The sequence below is a fragment of the Enterobacter sp. NFIX59 genome, from assembly GCF_900113755.1.
Taxonomy (GTDB): domain Bacteria; phylum Pseudomonadota; class Gammaproteobacteria; order Enterobacterales; family Enterobacteriaceae; genus Enterobacter; species Enterobacter pseudoroggenkampii.
In genome coordinates this window covers 596548-614920 of sequence record NZ_FOQN01000001.1, presented here as the reverse complement: position 1 = coordinate 614920, position 18373 = coordinate 596548, and the positions used below count along the sequence as shown (strand labels likewise).

The 18373-nt window shown below is 58.3% G+C and carries 16 protein-coding genes; 8 read left to right on the top strand and 8 right to left on the bottom strand.

What is annotated here, in order from left to right; all coding sequences use genetic code 11:
- Nucleotides 1-22: 22 nt before the first annotated feature.
- The gene (locus BM007_RS02900) at nt 23-1003 is read right to left on the bottom strand and encodes an NAD(P)H-dependent flavin oxidoreductase (protein ID WP_048991186.1); all 981 of its coding nucleotides are present in this window, start codon (nt 1001-1003) and stop codon (nt 23-25) included.
- 128 nt (nt 1004-1131) lie between these two features.
- On the opposite strand from BM007_RS02900, the gene BM007_RS02895 reads away from it, so the two are divergent.
- Nucleotides 1132-2016, top strand: coding sequence for a LysR family transcriptional regulator (locus BM007_RS02895; RefSeq protein ID WP_048991185.1), 885 nt, complete (start codon nt 1132-1134; stop codon nt 2014-2016).
- On the opposite strand, the gene BM007_RS02890 is transcribed toward BM007_RS02895, so the two are convergent.
- Nucleotides 1988-3442 (bottom strand): aminotransferase-like domain-containing protein, encoded by a 1455-nt coding sequence (locus tag BM007_RS02890; protein WP_090417211.1) that lies wholly within the window; start codon nt 3440-3442, stop codon nt 1988-1990. The two genes, BM007_RS02895 and BM007_RS02890, sit on opposite strands and share 29 nt — an antisense overlap.
- 96 nt (nt 3443-3538) lie before the next feature.
- On the opposite strand from BM007_RS02890, the gene BM007_RS02885 reads away from it, so the two are divergent.
- On the top strand, nt 3539-4306 hold the full coding sequence (locus BM007_RS02885; protein ID WP_048991182.1) for an arylamine N-acetyltransferase family protein: 768 nt from the start codon (nt 3539-3541) through the stop codon (nt 4304-4306).
- A 22-nt stretch (nt 4307-4328) separates the two neighbouring features.
- On the opposite strand, the gene BM007_RS02880 is transcribed toward BM007_RS02885, so the two are convergent.
- From BM007_RS02880 to BM007_RS02865, 4 genes are all read right to left on the bottom strand, one after another.
- A complete protein-coding gene (locus tag BM007_RS02880; protein WP_090417208.1) occupies nt 4329-7406 on the bottom strand; it encodes an efflux RND transporter permease subunit in 3078 nt (1025 codons plus the stop codon).
- Nucleotides 7403-8551, bottom strand: a complete 1149-nt coding sequence (locus BM007_RS02875; RefSeq protein ID WP_048991178.1) for an efflux RND transporter periplasmic adaptor subunit — start codon at nt 8549-8551, stop codon at nt 7403-7405. Before BM007_RS02875 ends, BM007_RS02880 begins: the two co-directional genes overlap by 4 nt.
- Before the next feature lie 78 nt (nt 8552-8629).
- Nucleotides 8630-9826, bottom strand: a complete 1197-nt coding sequence (locus tag BM007_RS02870; RefSeq protein ID WP_061715380.1) for a sensor histidine kinase — start codon at nt 9824-9826, stop codon at nt 8630-8632.
- Nucleotides 9823-10518 (bottom strand): response regulator, encoded by a 696-nt coding sequence (locus BM007_RS02865; RefSeq protein ID WP_048991176.1) that lies wholly within the window; start codon nt 10516-10518, stop codon nt 9823-9825. Before BM007_RS02865 ends, BM007_RS02870 begins: the two co-directional genes overlap by 4 nt.
- A 124-nt stretch (nt 10519-10642) precedes the next feature.
- Here BM007_RS02865 and BM007_RS02860 point away from each other — a divergent pair, with 124 nt between their 5' ends.
- Nucleotides 10643-11428, top strand: coding sequence for a MipA/OmpV family protein (locus BM007_RS02860; protein WP_061715379.1), 786 nt, complete (start codon nt 10643-10645; stop codon nt 11426-11428).
- A gap of 35 nt (nt 11429-11463) precedes the next feature.
- On the opposite strand, the gene yajD is transcribed toward BM007_RS02860, so the two are convergent.
- Nucleotides 11464-11811 (bottom strand): HNH nuclease YajD, encoded by a 348-nt coding sequence (gene yajD / locus BM007_RS02855; protein WP_003857471.1) that lies wholly within the window; start codon nt 11809-11811, stop codon nt 11464-11466.
- A gap of 178 nt (nt 11812-11989) precedes the next feature.
- Between yajD and BM007_RS02850 the strand changes: the two genes are divergently transcribed.
- Entirely contained in the window at nt 11990-13015 is a 1026-nt protein-coding gene (locus BM007_RS02850; protein ID WP_048991174.1) for an LLM class flavin-dependent oxidoreductase, read from the top strand.
- Between the two features lie 25 nt (nt 13016-13040).
- Nucleotides 13041-13988, top strand: coding sequence for a zinc-dependent alcohol dehydrogenase family protein (locus BM007_RS02845; protein ID WP_090417206.1), 948 nt, complete (start codon nt 13041-13043; stop codon nt 13986-13988).
- Nucleotides 13989-13991: 3 nt separating this feature from the next.
- Here the strand turns inward: BM007_RS02845 and BM007_RS02840 are convergent, their stop codons facing one another.
- A complete protein-coding gene (locus BM007_RS02840; protein ID WP_024909146.1) occupies nt 13992-15026 on the bottom strand; it encodes an AI-2E family transporter in 1035 nt (344 codons plus the stop codon).
- Between the two features lie 421 nt (nt 15027-15447).
- On the opposite strand from BM007_RS02840, the gene mdtJ reads away from it, so the two are divergent.
- The 3 genes from mdtJ (at nt 15448) to BM007_RS02820 (ending at nt 18372) form a co-directional block, all read left to right on the top strand.
- Complete coding sequence (mdtJ, locus tag BM007_RS02830; RefSeq protein WP_024909145.1) at nt 15448-15810, top strand: multidrug/spermidine efflux SMR transporter subunit MdtJ; 363 nt, start codon at nt 15448-15450, stop codon at nt 15808-15810.
- On the top strand, nt 15797-16126 hold the full coding sequence (mdtI, locus tag BM007_RS02825) for a multidrug/spermidine efflux SMR transporter subunit MdtI (protein ID WP_024909144.1): 330 nt from the start codon (nt 15797-15799) through the stop codon (nt 16124-16126). Before mdtJ ends, mdtI begins: the two co-directional genes overlap by 14 nt.
- Nucleotides 16127-16209: 83 nt before the next feature.
- Nucleotides 16210-18372 (top strand): bifunctional diguanylate cyclase/phosphodiesterase, encoded by a 2163-nt coding sequence (locus tag BM007_RS02820; protein ID WP_090417204.1) that lies wholly within the window; start codon nt 16210-16212, stop codon nt 18370-18372.
- Nucleotide 18373 lies beyond the last annotated feature (1 nt).

The following is an 18373-nucleotide window of genomic DNA, read 5'->3' as shown; positions in this document are numbered from 1 at the left end:
TAACCGTCAGGACGCCGAGGGCTTACTCAACCGCTAACAGATTGACGATCTCGGCCACGCTTTTCACGCTGCGGATGTTCCCAATCCCCGTGCCGAGCGCGATATAGCCTTCATCGGTGTTATTTTCCAGCATGCCCAGACGCAGGCCCCGTAATCCTCCCATCGCCTTGCCCAGCGCGTCGTTGCTTGCGCCTGCTTTATCCATCGATGCCAGTTTTTCCGCCAGCTTGCCGGGAAGCGCGCGGTAGTAATGGGGCACGGTGCGAAAAAGGAGTAAGTCCAGGCCGTTGGCGGCAACAATTTTCTCTTTGACCCCCTGCGGCACGCGGCTTTCTTCGGTACTGATAAAGACCGATCCGGCAAACACGCCTTCCGCACCTAACGCATGCGCCGCTCTGGCGGTGCGATTATCGGTAATACCGCCCGCGGCCATCACCGGGATGTGCTTCACGGCATCGGCAATCAGCGGCACGATGGAAAAGGTGCCAAGCGCCGTTGCGGGTAACGTTCCGCCTTCATCAAAACCGGTGGCGACGATAATGTCTGCCCCCAGATCTTCTGCGAGACGGGTGTTTTCCGGCGTGGGATTGATGTCGCGGTAGATAATAGCGATCCCTGCCTCTTTTAACTCACTGAACAGCGAGGGAATAATGCTGCCTTCCCCATAGCCTGTATATACCACGGCCCTGACGCCTTCCTCTTTTACCACCTTAAGAATTGGTCCAGTCCAGACGTCATTAACGGCGGTGGGGATCAGGTTCACGCCAAACGGTTTTTCGGTCAGCCGTTTGGTTTTACGAATTTCTTCGCGCATTTTTTCGGCTGTCGCTTCCGGCGTGGAGACCGCGGTGTCGGCGGTTAAGCCTGCATTGGGTCCCAGCACGCCGAGCCCGCCGGCATTGCTGACCGCGGCAACTAAACGGGCATCGGTAAGCCAGGATAACGGCCCCTGAATAACAGGCTTTTCGATACCCAGGATCTGACAGATACGGTTATTTTTCATAGCAGACTCTCCCTTACGTTTGAATGGAGGAGAGTGTAGGGTGCAATATTGTTAGGAAAAATAGCCCAAAAGATTCATCACTGTTATAAAATCAATAACAATATCCCGTTCGCGGTTTGAAATCCTTTATGCAAATAAATCTCTTTGAATCTATTCGAATTTTTATTGAAATTGTCGAGTCAGGTAGTCTTACCCAGGCGGCGGAGAATCTGCAGGTCCATCGCCCTGCAGTCACCAAAGCGTTACAGCTTCTGGAGCAACACAGCGGCACGCGGCTCCTGCAGCGCACAACGCGTCGGATTAGCCTGACGCCGGATGGGGAGGCGTTCTATCGCCAGAGTAAACCCCTGCTGGCGCAGGCGGACGAATTACTGGAGTCGTTTGGTACGGACCGGGCAATACACGGTCAGCTGCGTGTGGATATGCCGGTCTCTTTTGCCACGCTGCGGGTGATACCCAATCTGCCTGATTTTTATCGTCAGCATCCTGAGATCGACATCATTCTGAGCAGCTCTGACCGCCGTCGGGATATGCTGCGGGATGGTCTGGACTGCGTGCTGCGGGTGGGAGAGCTGGACGACGGCGATTATATCGCGCGTAAAATCGGGAACATCAAAATCACGACCTGCGCCAGCCCGGCCTGGCTGGCAAAACACGGTACGCCAGAAACGCCGGATGATTTACGCAAACATCAGGCCATCAACTGGATTAATACCAGCAGCAGACATATTCATCCGTGGACGTTTACCACGCCAGAAGGCGTCGCGGAGATGACTTTACCCGGTAAGCTTGTGGTGGATAACTCCGAGGCCTACATCGCGGCAGGCCTGGCCGGGCTGGGGTTAATGCAGGGGATGAATCTCTTTCTCCAGCCTTACATTGACCGCGGCCTGCTGGTTGAGGTCCTGCCAGCCTATCGCTCGCCGGACCGCAAGCTGTCACTGCTCTACCCACACCGTCACCTCTCCCGCAAAGTGCGGGTATTTACCGAGTGGCTGGAGAGTCTGGTGTGAAAACGGCCAGTTCATGGCATAGGGCCCCAATCTGCCCTACGGCATTGAGCAGGCGGGGCGTCGGTTCGTTTGCGCAGTTTAGCCGCAGAAAGTGCGTGAGTTCTGCGCCAGGAGAAAACAGGGGGCCGGGGCTGACGCCAATACCCAGCGCCAGCGCGCGACGATGCACCTCCAGGGCGTTGATCTGCTGAGGCAGTTCTACCCACAACAAAAAGCCGGCTGCGGGCACGTTTACGCGGGTACCAGGCGGAAAGCTCGCCCCGACCTGCGCCACGACGGCGGCTATTCCCTCTGCGATCCGCCGCTTTAGCCGCCGCAGGTGACGGTCGTAGTCGCCGCTTGCCAGCATCTCGCTCGTCGCGGCTTCCAGCAGCGGTGCACCTGCCCAGTCTCCGGCCATGCGGGCCTGCAAGACCTGCGTGTAATAGCGTCCGGCGGCAATCCAGCCGATTCGCCACCCCGGCGCAAGCGTTTTAGACAGGGAGCTGCAGTAAATCACATTCCCGCTCTGGTCGAACGCCTTGCAGGCCGGAGGACGTTGCCCCTCACCGACCAGATCTCCGTAAACATCGTCCTCAATCAACGGAATTTCTGCCTCTTCAAGCAGGGCAACCAGTTCCTGCTTGCGTGCGACGGGCATGCTGGCACCCAACGGGTTTTGCACGGTGGGTGAGGCCAGGACGGCAGCGGGGCGATGGCAGCGAATGGCGTCAGCCAGCGGTTCCAGCAGCAGGCCTTCCACAGGGTCGGTGGGGATCGCTAAGGCCTTCAGGCCTAAATCCTCCAGCAGCAGGAGCGTGCCAAAGTAGGCGGGCTGCTCAATTGCCACCACATCACCTGGCTGACACACGGCCCGAAGTGCCAGGCGCAGCGCCTGCGTCGCGCCCGAGGTGATAATGAGATCGTCCGCGCTGAACCGGGCTCCCCATTGCGCAGAGCGCGCGGCAATCTTACTTCGTAGGTCTGCTCTTCCCGGGGGCAGGCTGTAGCTCTGTCCATGCGCGTCCAGACGACGGCCCGCGGAGTGCAACGCCCGCTGCAGCGCGTCTCCTGGCAGCCACGCGGGATCGGGCAGGGCGGCGCCCAGCGGGATCAGCCGGGCTTCTGCACTGCTGAACAGCGACCGGGCCACGGCGGATAGGGTGACGGGGACCGGACCGGGTGAGGAGCGCGCGGGCTCCACGCGCGGTGACAGGCTGGTCTGGCGGATGTAGTAACCTGAACGCGGGCGCGCAACGATCAGCCCTTCAGCCTCGAGGCAGCGAAGGGCCTCCAGCGCCGTCGGAAGGCTAACGTGCTCGCGCTCGGCCAGTTTACGCGCGGAGATCATCCTGTCACCGGTGCGCAGCGCGCCAGACGTCAGCGTGAGGCGCAGCATCTCGGCAATTCGGCGATAGTGTGGGGACGACTGGGACGGGGCAGACATGGGTATCTGTTCAGGCTAATTTTCGATAAAACTGACTATACAGCCAATGATGCGCGCCATCTATAGTGTCCGGCATGTTCAGGACAAGGAGGCATTATGCACAGCGATAATTTCGACATTTCCTCGTATTTCAAACGCATAAACTACACCGGACCGGCGGCGGCCGACACGTCCACCCTGCATGCGCTGATGCGTCATCAGCTCTTTTCCGTTCCCTTTGAAAATCTGGACGTGCAGGCGGGTAAAATTGTCTCGCTGGCACCAGACGACATTGCCGATAAGGTGTTAAAGAAAGGGCGCGGCGGCTACTGCTATGAGGTGAACGGGCTTTTCGCCATGGCGCTGGAGGCACTCGGTATTCCTTACCGTTTCGTGGCGGCGCGTCCGATGTTCTACCCCGCGCGGCGGCCGAAAACCCATATGGCGTTGATTGCCGAGGTGGAGAGCCGACAGTGGCTTTGCGACCTCGGGTTCGGCAGCTACGGCATTCGTGCGCCGATGGCGCTGGACACGCTTGATGTGGATATCACGCAGGATTTCGACACGTTTCGGCTAAGCCGCAGTGCGGAGGGCGAATATCTGCTTGAGGCGAAGGTGGAGGGAGAGTGGGCCAGGCAATACGGCTTTGATCTCACGCCTCAGGAATGGATTGATTTCGTCCCGGCCAACTACCTTAACTCCACGCACCCGGATGCGATCTTTGTGCAGAAGCGGGTGGTGGTGCAGCACAGCCCGGAAGGACGTCAGATTTTACTGGGCGATATGCTGAAAACCATCACGGCGAACGGCACTGAAGCGCGGCAGCTGGCGGAGGATGAAATCCGCCATGTCCTGAAAGACCGTTTTGCGTTGACCGCCGCGTAATCAGCCGGGAAACGGTGGAGCCTCAGCGCAGTTCATCTTCTGTGGCTTTGCGCTGAGCGCCCCACTGTAACAGCAGGCTAAACGACGCGGGTAACACGGTCAGCGTCACCAGCGTCGCAACCAGCAGCCCGCCGATGATGGCATAGGCCATTGGACCCCAGAAGACCTGGTGAGAAATGGGGATCATGCCCAGAATGGCGGCACAGGCGGTCAGACAGATGGGTCTGGCCCGGTGTTCCGCAGCCGCCATAATCGCGGCATCGTTTGTCATCCCCTGAGCAAGATTGCTGTCAACCTCGCTAATCAATATCACCGCGTTCCGCACGATCATCCCCGCCAGGGCGATAACGCCCAGCAGCGCGACAAACCCCATCGGCGTTCCGCCGGGCAGCATAGCCAGCACGATCCCCGGTAAACCAAACGGGGCCATCAGGAGGGCCAGCAGCATCCGGGAATATCGCCGCAGCTGAAGCATCAGCAGCAACAGCATGATGACCAGCGTTACCGGAAGAACGGTAAAGACGGAGCTGTTCCCCTTATCCGATTCGGCAACCGCGCCGCCTTCTTCAATGCTGTAACCTGCCGGCAGGTTCGCGCGCAGTTTATCGACCGCCGGACGCAGCGCCGCGGATACCGCTTCAGCCTTCAGCCCCGGGGCAAGATCCGTTTGCACCGTGATAAAGGGCACGCGCTGGCGACGCCAGATAACCGGATCGTCCACGCCCCAGACCGGCGTCGCGACGGCGCTGAGCGGAATTTTTTTACCGTCATTCCCCTGAATCGTGAGTGAGGAGAGGGTGGCGGTGCTCTGGCGCGCGCTGTCCTCGGCCCTGAGCACCACGTCGACAAGGCGGTCATTATCTCTGATGGACGTGACAACGCTGCCGGACCAGACGGTATTCAGCGTGCGGGCGAGATTTTCTGACGATATTCCCGCCGCCCTGGCCGCCGTCTGATTCACCTTAAGGGTGATGACCCTCTCCGGCTCTCCGGCCGTCTGGTTAACGTCGCGTGAGAACGGGGACTGCCCAATCGCGTCCGTGAGACGATTCGCAAACGCCCGGACCTGCAGATAATCAGGCCCGCTCACCCGGTATTTGATAGGCCAGCCGACGGGGGGCCCCAGCTCAAGGGGCGACACGCGCGTGATGATGTCGCTAAATTGTGTCGCCAGGAGCCTGTTCAGCTGCGCATGCAGACGATCCCGCGCCTCAAGGTCTTTAGCCACCACAACCATCTGGGCGATATTCTCATTTTCCAGCAGCACGTCCATCGGCAGGTAAAAACGGATGGCGCCCGACCCGACGTAGGTCGAGTAGCGATCGATGTTGCCGTTGCCGACCAACGCCTTTTCCAGCTTTTCCACCTCTCTTAACGCTTCCGCCTGCGACGCGTTGGCCGGAAGCGTCAGGCTGACCAGCAGCTCAGGCCGGTCCGAGGCGGGGAAAAACTCGCCCTGCATAAACGTCGTGCCGTACGCTGACAACCCCAGCGCGGCAAGCGCAATCAGCACGGTGGAGAGCCGGTGGCGGAGCGCCAGGCGTAAAAGCCGTCCGTACCCGCGCGCGATCCTTCCCGGTCCCGCCGCGTGATGTCTGACTTTTTCCGGCAGCAGCCACGTACCCGTCAACGGCGAAAACAGGATCGCGACAGCCCAGGAACAGAGCAGGGCGATGAGCACCACCGCAAACAGGGAAAAGCAGTATTCACCGGCGCTGGAGGCCGCAAAACCAACGGGAATAAAGCCAGCAATCATCACCAGGGTACCGGTGAGCATCGGGAAGGCCGTCGTTTTGAATGCATGGGTGGCCGCATGCCGACGGGAATCCCCGGCTTCCAGCCGGGAGACCATCGTTTCGACGGCGATCATGGCGTCATCCACCAGCAGGCCCAGGGCAATGATCAGCGCCCCGAGCGAGATACGCTGAAGGCCGATGCCTGCGAGCATCATGCCGGCAAACGTCATGGCGAGCACCAGCGGGATGGCCGTCGCCACCACCAGTCCGGCCCGTAAACCCAGCGAGACAAATGAGACCGCCAGCACGATAACAACGGCTTCGATAAGCACCCGGATAAACCCGCTTACCGCATCACTCACCACCGCTGACTGATCGGCGACTTTCACCATCTCGATACCGTGCGGCAGCCCGGCGCTGAGGGTCGCCATTTTTGCGTTCAGCGCAGCACCGAAACGCAGCATATTGCCCGTTGGCGCCATCGAGACCGCCAGCCCGATAGCCGGTTTGCCGTTCACCCGGTAGGCCGGGGCCGGTGGCTCGGCGATTTCCCGGGTGACGGTGGCAATGTCGGTTAGCGGGATATAGCGATTGTTAACGTGCAGCGTGACGGCGCGTAAACTCTCTTCGGTCGTGAGCGCACCGCTGACCTTTATCGCCATGTTCTCCTGCCCGGTACGCATCGTTCCTGCCGGGACAACGGCGTTTTGCGCCCGGAGGGCGTCGGCGACCGCCTGAATATCCAGCCCCATACCGGCCAGGCGCGCCGGAGAAAAGGCGAGAACCCACTGCTCCTGCTGTTCGCCCAGCAGGGTGGTTTTACCCATATCCGGCAGGGACATCAGCTCGCGCCGTATTGTCTCTGCGCGAACCCGCACCTCCCGCAGGGTGAAACCATCGGGAATAAAGGCGTAAATTGTGCCGAACGTGTCGTCAAACTCGTCATCCACGGCAGGACCCTGCACCCCTTCGGGCAGGGACGGCGCGATGTCCTGCATTTTTTTGCGAACCTGATACCAGATATCGGGCACGCTTTGCGGGGGCGTATCGTCACGGAGGTTGACGTGGATAACGGTGCGTCCGGCCCGGGTTTCACTTTCGAGATAGTCCAGCCAGGGCGTTTCCTGCAGCTTTTTTTCAAGCGTATCGGTCAGCAGTCGGGTGGTATTCGCCACGGATGCTCCCGGCCACTGCGCGGAGACGACGGCCGTTTTAATGGTGAATGCCGGATCTTCGTTACGCGGCAGCTTTTCATAGCAGAACACGCCCATCGCAATCACCAGCAGCATGAAAAAGCTGACCGTCTGCTGGTTCTTCAACGCCCAGGCGGAGAGGTTAAATTTGGTTTCCGATCCTGTGTTCATGGCTGAACCTCTTCGGCAATCACCGGCTCGCCGGATCGTAATGTGCTCACGCCCGCTGTAATCACCCTGTCGCCGGGCTCAAGGCCGGAGGCAATCATGACAGAGGTGGCCGTATAGCTGGCGGGCACCACCACGCGTAGTTGCGCCCGCGACTGCGGGGTAATCACAAAAACCGCCGGTTTGTCGCCGGCTCGGGTCAGCGCGGACGCGGGAAGGGTGTACCCGTGCGGGGCTGACGATGGCAACGTGACGGTAACGCTGGCACCCAGCGCCATGGCCGCCGGCGGGTTTTGCAGGGTGGCCCTGGCGCGCCAGGTGCGGGTCTGAGGATCGGCCTGCGGGGTGATATCCCGCAGTAGGGCAGACGCCTGTACCGACGGTGCGCTGAGCAGGGAAACCTGCAAAACCGCCTTATCCAGAGGCGGGATCGTATCGGGCGCGGCAATATCAAACACCACGTCGCGGACTTCCCCGGTTGCCAGCGTCAGCACGGACTGACCGTCGCTGACAACCTGTCCCGCAGAGGCGTTCACGGCCGTAATGACGCCCGCTTGTGGCGCGTTCAGGCGCGTCCAGCCGAGGCTTTCGCGGGCATTTCGCCACGCGGCCTCGCTGCTTTTTAAGCGCGCGCGGGCGACAAGCCAGTCCGCACGGGCGCTGTCGAGCTGCGTGCGGGCTATCGCACCCGTTGGCATGAGCTTTTGCATGCGACTGACGTTAAGCGCGGCGACCTGCGCTGAGGCTTTGGCGCCTTCATAATCGGCCTCAGCGCCGTCGAGCTGGTTTTGCCCGGTCGTATTGTCAAGCGTGGCCAGCAGCTGTCCGGCGGTGACCCTGTCACCAATATCGACGCTACGCGTCAGCATCCGGCCCCCGGTACGAAAGCTCAGGGTCGTTTCATCGTGGGCATGGATCTCACCGGTTCTTTCCAGCGCGGGAAGGGTTTGAGTGGTGCCAACGACGACGTAGCGTACCGTTCGCACAGGGTTGGGCTTATTTTCGTGTTTATCACCGCAGCCGGTCAGCGGAAAAATCGCCAGCGCAAGCAGGGCCAGGGGAAGAAAATGCAGCCAGGAAAGGGTGCGCGCCACGCCGTACAAATGATGCAGGCAGTGGCGGAGGGAGAGAAAAAATTCGTCTGACATAACGCCGCTCCATAAAGGGAATGGCGTTATTAAATGCGCGCTACGTCGAGAAAGATTCGATGTTCTGTCAAGGCTTTATCAAGAGTGGCGATTTTCATTATCGGAGGGATGCCAGGGCAACAAAATGCGCACCGCGAGGCCGCCGGTTTCCGGTAATGACGCGCTAATCTCACCCCCATGCGCCTGGCAAATCGCCCGGGCAATGGACAAACCAAGGCCGCTGCCGCCGGAATGCCGCGCGCGGGACTGCTCCTCGCGGCTAAAGCGTTTAAACATTTCCGGTAAGAACTGGGGCGACACGCCCGGCCCGTCATCGGTGAATTCGAGGATGTAATGCCCGCTGGCGTAATGCAGTGCCACCTCAAGGTGACCGCCTTCGCGTCCGTAACGTAGCGCATTTTCCATGAGGATGGTAACGACCTGCCCCATACGGAACGCATCGCCCCGGAAGGGGCTGGTGTGCGGGTTACGCAGCGTTATCCTGAAATGATGCGCATCCGCCTGGGGCATGATCCAGGCAGCCCGCTCCTGAATCAGCTCATCCAGACAGAACGGCTGGTCCTCCAGCACAAGGTTACCCGCGTCTGCCAAAGAGAGAAGGTGGAGTTCATCGGTGAGGCGGTTGAGGTGCTGGAGCTGTTTCATCACCATGCCCAGCTGCGCCGGGCTGGCATCAAACACGCCGTCTAACATGCCCTGCAGACGCCCGATGGCGGCCGTCAGGGGCGAGCGCAGCTCATGCGCCATCGCGACGTGCGAGGCGCGGAGCTCTTTCTCATAGCGGGCAAGTTGTCCCGTCATAGAGTTAAAGTCGGTCGCAAAGCTGACCATTTCTGCCGGTGCATCTTTGATCAGCTCTGCCTGACGGCCAAACTGACCTTCGGCGACATCCTTTGCCGCATCGCGAAGTCGGCTGAACTGTAGCGCCAGCGGGCGGGCGTGTTTTAGCCCCATTACCACAATAAACGGGATCATTACCAGCACCAGCAGGGCTACCGTGACCCAGTCGGCTGAGGCGATAGACGGCGTGGAATAGCTCAGGCCCCACCATGTGTCCACAATCGTGTGGAAGCGGGCCGGATTGGCCTGCGGGTTCTGGCTGAGCGTAAGAAACTCCTGCCGGACCGCTGGCGGCATCTTGCCCATGATCCAGTAGTTTTGTACCGCATAGCGCAACCACATGCAGGTGGCAATGACGATCACGCTGCCGATGGCCAGCGCTAAAATGCGTGCGCAAATCCAGCGCCACAGAGAGGCGTGTCGGTTTTTTATCATGGCTGTCTGAACCTGTAACCCACGCCGCGAACGTTGATCAGCACGCCGGAAATACCCGCCGCTTCGAGTTTTTTACGCAGGTTATAAATATGGGTGTCCACCACGCGCTCCAGCGCCTCGCTTTCCGGCAAGCAGTGTTCCAGTAAATACTGGCGGGAGAACGGGTGCGCAGGAGAACGCAGCAGCGTTGCCAGAAGCGAGAATTCCGTTGGCGTAAGATCGAGCATCACGGGGGCGTCGTCGCCGTTATCCACGCTCGCCACAATGGCGGCGACATCCACCTCCAGCGTTTGCCAGCGAAGGATCGCTTCGTCTGTCTCTTTTTTACTGCTGCGCCGCAGCACCGCCTGCACCCGCGCCACCACTTCGCCCGGATGATAAGGCTTCACAACGTAATCATCGGCACCGTAACGCAGGGCGCCAATGCGATCGGGAGTATCCCCCATGGCCGTAACCATAATCACCGGCACATCGCTTTTACGACGCAGGCCCGCCAGCACCTCGGTGCCGTTAAGCCCCGGCAGCATTACGTCCAGCAGAATGAGGTCGGGCTTCCACCGCTGCGCCATATCCAGGCCGGAAAGACCGTCCCCGGTAATGGTCACGTCGTAATTTTCACGCCGTAAATAGGCTTCGAGCACGCCAGCCGCATCGGCGTCATCTTCAATAATCAGCACTCTTCTGGACAACATCCGTTCACCTTGACCATTTCTTAACACTATCCCGACGATTCATTGATTCAGCCAAATCATACTGCGCCAACATTGTGTGGTCGCCCCTGAATCAGGAGACGCCAGCGTCTGTATGGAGAGCAGTATGATAGCGATAAAAAAAGTCCTGTATATGTCCGTCCCGCTTCTGATGGTCGTGACGTCTGGCGTGCAGGCGGATGATGGCACCGCGTCCGATTCCTTAACCGTCGGGCTGGGAGGGCAGTATGCCCCGCGTTACTCAGGCTCAGACAAGCAGGTGTGGCAGGTGGTTCCGGTGCTGCAGGGTCGTAAAGGCGCTTTCTTTATTGATGCGCAAAAAGGGGTGGGATATGACCTGCAAAATGACAGCGGTTGGTATTTCGAACACACGCTGGGCTACGACTTTGGAAGGGCTGAGAAAAATTCTGGCTGGCGTGAGGGGGCAAACAATCTGAAAGGGATGGGGGACATTGATGCCACCCTGAATACCGGCCTTGCCGTAGGCTGGCAGACCGAGCCATGGCTGAGTATGGAAGGCAAAGCGACGCTGCCGTTAACGGACAGCCAGGGGGTAAGCTATCAGGCCTCCGTGACGCTAATCCCTTTACAAAATAACCAGGACACGGTCGCCTTGCAGTCTGCGGCCCTGTTTGGCGACAGCCGTTATCTGAATACGTGGTATGGGGTCAGCGAGCAGCAGAGTCGCCGCACTGGATATCGCCGCTATTCAGCGCCGGGTGGATTTTATGGCGTCGATACCAGCCTGACCTGGAGCCATCAGTTCGATGCTCACTGGGGGACGGTCCTGAGCGCGGACTATACCTGGCTTAGCGATCGTGCGAATAACAGCCCGATCGTGATGCGGCGCAACGAGGGGTCTGCAACCGCCGCTATCACCTGGACATTTTAAATTCGCAGAGCACGATGTGAGCGAGGGGAAGAGGATTACTTCTTCTTATCCATCATCGCTTTTAAATCGGCAAACGGGTTAAACGTGGCGACGCCCACGTCTTTTTGCGCGTCTTCCCCTGCGACCACGGTGGTGCCGTACTGATCCGCTTCGGTGTATTTCGAATGCTCGTGATCGTGGCAAAACAGGCACAACAGCTCCCAGTTGCTGCCATCTTCCGGGTTATTGGTATGGTCGTGATCGATATGGTGAACCGTGAGTTCACGCAGATTGGAATAGACAAACTCGCGCGAGCAGCGTCCACACACCCATGGATAGATTTTTAATGCTTTTTCGCGATAACCGCTTTCCAGCCGCGCGTAGTTTTTAGGGATCAGAGCCATTGCCGGTTTTACCTGCCATGAAAAAAGTGGGGGATATTATATCCCATTATGGCGCGTAATGACGCCCCGCTCAATTCTGTCAATTTATTTGAATCATTCCGTTAAATAAACGGCATTTATTCTTACCGGGTAATGCGTAAAGTGGACAGAACGCAACGCATTATCAGGACACATGGTTATGAAAAAGATCGGGTTTTTATCCTTTGGTCACTGGACGCCTTCACCGCAGTCCGGCACGCGCTCGGCGGCAGACACGCTGCTGCAGTCCATCGATTTAGCCGTGGCGGCTGAAGAGCTGGGGGCAGACGGCGCGTATTTCCGCGTGCACCACTTTGCCCGACAGCTTAGCTCGCCGTTCCCTCTGCTGGCCGCCATTGGCGCAAAAACGAAGACCATCGAAATCGGTACCGGCGTGATCGATATGCGCTATGAAAATCCGATGTACATGGCCGAAGATGCGGGCGCGGCGGATCTGATTTCCGGCGGTCGCCTGCAGCTTGGCATCAGCCGTGGCTCGCCGGAGCAGGTCATCGATGGCTGGCGTCATTTCGGCTATGTCCCGCAGGAAGGGGAAAACGAGTCGGATATGGCGCGTCGTCATACCGAGGTGCTGCTTGAGGTGCTGCGCGGGGAAGGGTTTGCCAAACCGAACCCGCAGCCAATGTTCCCGAATCCGCCGGGGCTGCTGCGCCTGGAGCCGTATTCTGAAGGGCTGCGCGAGCGTATCTGGTGGGGCGCCGGTTCAAATGCGACGGCCGTATGGGCGGCAACGCTGGGAATGAACCTGCAAAGCTCAACCCTGAAGGACGATGAAACCGGTGAGCCGTTCCATATTCAGCAGGCAAAACAGATTCGGGCTTACCGTCAGGCCTGGAAAGAGGCAGGGCATACGCGCGAGCCGCGGGTGTCGGTCAGCCGCAGTATTTTTGCGCTGATGGACGACCGCGACCGGATGTATTTCGGTGCCAGCCGCAACGACAGCGATAGCGTGGGGTATCTTGATGAGAAAACGCGCGCCATCTTCGGGCGCAGCTATGCCGCGGAGCCGGACAAGCTGGTTGAACAGCTGAAAAAGGACGAGGCGATTGCCGAGGCGGACACGCTTTTACTGACCGTACCGAACCAACTGGGTGTGGATTATAATGCGCACGTGATTGAGTCTATTCTCAAACATGTCGCACCGGCAATGGGCTGGCGCGAGTAGTTCCGCTAGCAGCCGTGAGATCGTAATGGAAAACCTGGCCCTCTGGTATCGCCGTTTTGGCGAGCCAGAAACCGTTCTGCAACCTGAAACCGCGCCGCTGGGGGCGCTTACACCGGGTCATCTCCGCGTGCGAATGCTGTTTTCTCCGGTGAACGCGTCCGATCTCATTCCCATTACCGGCGCCTACCGTCACAGAACCCCGTTACCTGCCGTCGCGGGGTATGAAGGTGTCGGCGTTGTCACCGAGGCGCCCGCCTCGTTTAAGCATCTGGTGGGTAAGCGCGTCCTGCCGCTGCGCGGTCAGGGCACCTGGCAGCGCTATGTTGATTGCCCGGCAGAGTATGCGATACCCATTCCGGACGTTGTCGACTCGCACCTGGCCGCGCGGGCCTACATCAACCCGCTGGCGGCGCAGATGATGCTGACCCGCTACCCGCCTCGTGGAAAGCGGGTGCTGCTCACGGCTGCCGGGTCGGATTGCGCCATCCTGCTGGGGCAGTGGGCGCGTCAGGCGGGGGCGGAAGCGGTGTATGGCATTCACCGTTCTGCCGTGCATGCTGAACGGCTGGAGGCGATGGGCATCATTCCCGTCGCGCAGCATGACGCAAACAGAATTGGCACCGTCGCCGCCCGCAGCGATATCGTCTACGATGCCACCGGCGGGCCGCTTGCGGAAGCGATCCTCAGCGTGATGCCCGAGCAGGGCATGTTTGTTTGCTACGGCCTACTCTCCGGGCAAACCTTCAGACAGCAACGGCCCGTGCCGCGCGTGGCGTGGTTCCATATCCGAAACGGTCTGGATGCGCTCAGCGCTGAGGCGTGGCGCGCCGAGTTTGACCGCATCTGGCTTAATTTGCCCAACAGTGGGTACAGCGACGTCACGGTGTATCCACTGGCGGAATGGCAGAGAGCGATCGGTACGTATCGCGAAGGTGGAAGGACCCGCAAGCCCCTCCTGTCGATGGCGGACTGAACGCTACTGATGGCTCATATCGCTCAGCAGCACGGCGATACTTTGCCCGCCCGCCGTCTGTTCCAGGCCAATCTTGACGATGATGGTCAGCGGGACGGAGAGCAGCATCCCAACGGGCCCGAGCAGCCAGCCCCAGAATATCAGGGACAAAAAGACCACCAGCGTGGAAAGTCCCAGCCCTCGCCCCATCATGCGTGGCTCAAGAATATTACCGAACACCAGATTGATGACCAGGTATCCGGCCAGCAGGATCAGCGCGTCATAAAGCCCGCTGAAAACCAGCACCTGAAGGATAGGGGGGATCGCCGCCAGCACGGAGCCGATGTTGGGAATGTAGTTAAGCGCAAATGCCAGCAACCCCCAGACAAACGCAAAGCGAACGTCCAGCGCCAGAAGCATCACCCAGACGACACCGCCCGTGACCAGACTAATGGCGGTTTTCAGCACCAGATAGCGGGAGACGCTGTCCAGCGCGCGTTGAATCGCCCCCATCCCTTCAACCGGACGGACCATCATCTGCTGCAGTTTTGCCGGCAGCTGCGGTACCTCCAGCAGCATGAACACCACCGTTAAAAACAGCAGGAAAATGGATGTCATGGCATTGGAAAGCTGTGCCAGCAGGCTGGTAACGATCGTCATGGCCGCATTGGGGTCGATATATTTCAGGAGTTCCTCAACCGAGACTTCGATACCCGCGCGCTGCAGCCAGGGTTCAAGCTGCAGCAGCGGTATCGCCAGCGAAGAGCGGTATTTTGGCAGCGTTCGCGCCAGTTCGTTTAGCGAGGTCCCCAGATACGCCACCAGCAAGACCATCGCCACAATAATGATGCTGATAAGCAGCGTGATGGCCAGCACGCGCGGAATGCGTAGCCGCGTCATGCGCTGTACCAGTGGATTAAGGATCACTGCAACAAACAGGGACAGAATAAAAGGCACAATAATGTCGGCGGCAAAACGAACGCCTGTCAATATGATCACCAGCATGCCCAGCATGATGACAATTTTTAACCCGTTCAGGGTAATGATGGGTTTAGCCATGGTGACTCCGGAAAAATCTTTTTATTTATAATAAAGGTGAACGGCATTGCAATAAACTAACCAAAATCAAACGGGATGGGTAAAGAATTGCAAAGACTTTGAGTAAAATCCTGGCTTATGGTACAAATTTGGTGTGTTTAACTACCGAGGACAATTTTCATCCGCAAAGACGAGAAGCAACAACGCGGATAATTGTAATTTTATGGACAATATGTTCAGGACGTACTCTTCAAACAATACCGCTGTATACTCCACCTCCTTCTGCCTGCTTTCTGGTGAGCAACACTGGCGCACCGCACTATAGTCATCTCTTCTGCCTGAGCTGGCGCTAAGCGCTTAGCTGTCTGATTTCAATTCGTATTTTTTGGTTTGCTGCACGCAGCGGGCCACGATGGATTATATTCTCAAGCAGGAGAAAAACATGTTTTACTGGATCCTATTAGCGCTGGCAATTATCGCTGAAATTACCGGCACGCTGTCTATGAAGTGGGCAAGCATCAGCGATGGCAACACCGGTTTTATTTTGATGCTGGTGATGATTTCGCTTTCTTATATTTTCCTCTCGTTTGCGGTGAAAAAAATTGCGCTGGGCGTCGCGTATGCACTGTGGGAAGGAATCGGTATTTTGTTGATTACGCTTTTCAGCGTGCTGATATTTGACGAAACATTAACACCAATGAAGGTCGCCGGGTTAACGACGCTGGTCGCGGGTATTGTGCTGATTAAATCCGGTACCCGAAAACCTGGCAAACAGCAGAAGGAGCAGAACCATGCAACAGTTTGAATGGGTTCATGCGGCCTGGCTGGGGCTCGCCATTGTGCTGGAAATCCTGGCGAACGTTCTGCTGAAATTCTCTGATGGTTTTCGCCGTAAACTCTACGGCCTGATGTCGATTGCCGCGGTTCTCGGGGCGTTCAGCGCCCTGTCCCAGGCGGTAAAAGGGATCGATCTTTCGGTGGCCTATGCGCTGTGGGGTGGTTTTGGTATCGCCGCCACGCTGGCCGCAGGCTGGGTGCTCTTCGGCCAGCGTTTAAATAACAAGGGCTGGATGGGGCTCATCTTGCTGCTTGCCGGCATGATCATGATAAAACTCGCCTGACAGACCTCAAACCATGATTTACAGGCAGCGAAATTCGCTGCCTGTATTACGCTTAGAAAAGCAAAACATGAAGAGGATGGCTGATGTATCGCACATTAAGCTGGCGCAATATTCCCAATGCGAGAACGTTGTTTGCCATGGTCTTCATGGCGGGGATCGGCTTAATCATCTCCATCGTCGCACTGCTCTATCTTTCCCTGCATCTTATCAGCACCAAAACCAACGAAATTGATGAACACCGTACGGCGCTTTCCGTGCAGGGGGCTATTCAGACCTCGGTTAATCGCGTCTCCTCGCTGGTGCTGGATAACGCCGTCTGGGACGATGCGGTGCGGGAGGCCTACCGTCCCACGCTCGATACGGACTGGTTGTATAACACCTGGGGTGCTGGCTTTAAAATCAATAACCTCTATGACGGGACCTTCGTGCTGGATGAGCATTTCAATGTCATCTGGGGATCGTTTAAAAGTCAGCCCTTTCAGGAGACGAATCTCGATTTTTTTGGTAAGGGGCTGAAAGCCCTTATTGCTCAGCACGCGCGCGACTTATCAAGCGATAAAAATATCTATGCCGGGATCAGCAAAACACGCAGCGGCGTCGCTTTTGTGGGCATTGGATTGATTCGCCCGATGGTCGGAAGATTACAGGTTACCGACGGAACACGCCGCTATCTGGTGATCACCCGTCATCTGAACGCCAGAATCTTATCCGACCTGGGAGCAACCTTTCAGATCGATAACCTTCACTTTACGCCGGAAAAAATTAACGAGCTGAGTATGCCGCTGCGCAGTTCGGCTGGGGAGCTGCTGGGCTATCTTAACTGGCAGGCGCGGCTTCCGGGGGCGCAGGCCGCCCAGGCGGCATCTTCTGATATCAGGCAGATTGTGGTGCTGGCGTCGGCCCTCATCCTGCTCTTTATTCTGGTGAGCAGCGTGGGGCTGTACAAGCTTGCGCGAGGGGAAAGCCAGGCGCGTCTGGTTGCCAGAACGGACTGGCTAAGCCACTTGCCTAACCGGCGTGCGCTCATCGAGGCGCTGGATCGGGTGCGTTTACGCGGTGATACCGACGTCAAAAGCGTGGTGTTTATCGATCTCGATGGTTTTAAGGATGTGAATGATATCTATGGTCACAGCGTGGGGGACGATCTCATCGTGGCGATTGCGAAAACGCTGAGTGAACGCGTGCCGCCGGGCGGGATGCTGGCGCGGATGGGCGGGGATGAATTTGCCATGACCATCGGCGGTGATGATGCAGAGGTGCAGGCTACCGCCTTTGCCGTTTCGGTGCTGGATTTTCTCACCACCCCGGTTCAACTGGGGGAACGCACCATCCATATCGGGGCCAGTATCGGTATCGCCAGCGGAACCCTGACTGAATGCAACAGCTCAGAACTGTTTCGCCGCGCCGATATTGCCATGTATCACGCCAAAATGAGCGGGAAAGGGCGTATTACCCACTATGATGCGGAGTTGAACAGCGTCCGGGAACGCAAGCTGGCGATTGAAAATCAGATTCGTGACGGTCTGGCACGCGATGAGTTTGAGGTCTGGTATCAGCCGATTATTGACGCCCACAGCCAGACAATGAGCAGCGTCGAGGCGCTGGTCCGCTGGCCGCGTCGTCCGGACGGGCCGCTTGGGCCGGATATTTTTATCACCATCGCGGAGACCAGCGGTCTGATTTACAAGCTGGGCCAGTTTGTGTTGCAGCGGGCCTGCCAGGATCTGCAGCCGCACGGCGACTTAAAGCTCTCCGTAAATATCTCCCCCGCGCAATTTCGCGATCCCGCCTTTGAAGAAAAAGTGGCCAGCGTGCTGGAGACCACCCGTTTCCCGGCCCACCGACTGCAGCTTGAGGTCACGGAGTCCTACGTGCTGGAAAACCCGGAGCGTGCCCGCATGGCGATAGCCAATCTTAAAGCGCTGGGCACCGCGGTGGCGCTGGATGATTTTGGTACCGGCTATTCCAGCATTGGCTATTTGCGGCGTTTTAACTTCGACACCATCAAGATCGATAAATCCCTGGCCGGGCTGGTGGACCACGATGAACAGGCGGCCGCGCTGGTGAGCGGCACGGTGCGGATTGCCAATGCGCTGGGCATGGCGGTGGTGGCAGAAGGGGTGGAAACCGAGAAGCAAATGAAACTGCTGCGGCTGGCTGGCTGCGATCAACTGCAGGGTTTTTGGTTCAGCCAGCCGATGCCGATTGAGTCAATCAGAGCGTTACGTAAGGTCAGACGCTGCTGAT

What these genes read in the sequence shown, in the direction of transcription:
- BM007_RS02880 (WP_090417208.1), bottom strand. Translation starts at nt 7,406, where the DNA reads ATGAACACAGGATCGGAAACCAAATTTAACCTCTCCGCCTGGGCGTTG.
- yajD (WP_003857471.1), bottom strand. Translation starts at nt 11,811, where the DNA reads ATGGCTCTGATCCCTAAAAACTACGCGCGGCTGGAAAGCGGTTATCGC.
- mdtI (WP_024909144.1), top strand. Translation starts at nt 15,797, where the DNA reads ATGCAACAGTTTGAATGGGTTCATGCGGCCTGGCTGGGGCTCGCCATT.
- BM007_RS02885 (WP_048991182.1), top strand. Translation starts at nt 3,539, where the DNA reads ATGCACAGCGATAATTTCGACATTTCCTCGTATTTCAAACGCATAAAC.
- BM007_RS02870 (WP_061715380.1), bottom strand. Translation starts at nt 9,826, where the DNA reads ATGATAAAAAACCGACACGCCTCTCTGTGGCGCTGGATTTGCGCACGC.
- BM007_RS02875 (WP_048991178.1), bottom strand. Translation starts at nt 8,551, where the DNA reads ATGTCAGACGAATTTTTTCTCTCCCTCCGCCACTGCCTGCATCATTTG.
- BM007_RS02865 (WP_048991176.1), bottom strand. Translation starts at nt 10,518, where the DNA reads ATGTTGTCCAGAAGAGTGCTGATTATTGAAGATGACGCCGATGCGGCT.
- BM007_RS02820 (WP_090417204.1), top strand. Translation starts at nt 16,210, where the DNA reads ATGTATCGCACATTAAGCTGGCGCAATATTCCCAATGCGAGAACGTTG.
- BM007_RS02850 (WP_048991174.1), top strand. Translation starts at nt 11,990, where the DNA reads ATGAAAAAGATCGGGTTTTTATCCTTTGGTCACTGGACGCCTTCACCG.
- BM007_RS02845 (WP_090417206.1), top strand. Translation starts at nt 13,041, where the DNA reads ATGGAAAACCTGGCCCTCTGGTATCGCCGTTTTGGCGAGCCAGAAACC.
- BM007_RS02890 (WP_090417211.1), bottom strand. Translation starts at nt 3,442, where the DNA reads ATGTCTGCCCCGTCCCAGTCGTCCCCACACTATCGCCGAATTGCCGAG.
- mdtJ (WP_024909145.1), top strand. Translation starts at nt 15,448, where the DNA reads ATGTTTTACTGGATCCTATTAGCGCTGGCAATTATCGCTGAAATTACC.
- BM007_RS02900 (WP_048991186.1), bottom strand. Translation starts at nt 1,003, where the DNA reads ATGAAAAATAACCGTATCTGTCAGATCCTGGGTATCGAAAAGCCTGTT.
- BM007_RS02895 (WP_048991185.1), top strand. Translation starts at nt 1,132, where the DNA reads ATGCAAATAAATCTCTTTGAATCTATTCGAATTTTTATTGAAATTGTC.
- BM007_RS02860 (WP_061715379.1), top strand. Translation starts at nt 10,643, where the DNA reads ATGATAGCGATAAAAAAAGTCCTGTATATGTCCGTCCCGCTTCTGATG.
- BM007_RS02840 (WP_024909146.1), bottom strand. Translation starts at nt 15,026, where the DNA reads ATGGCTAAACCCATCATTACCCTGAACGGGTTAAAAATTGTCATCATG.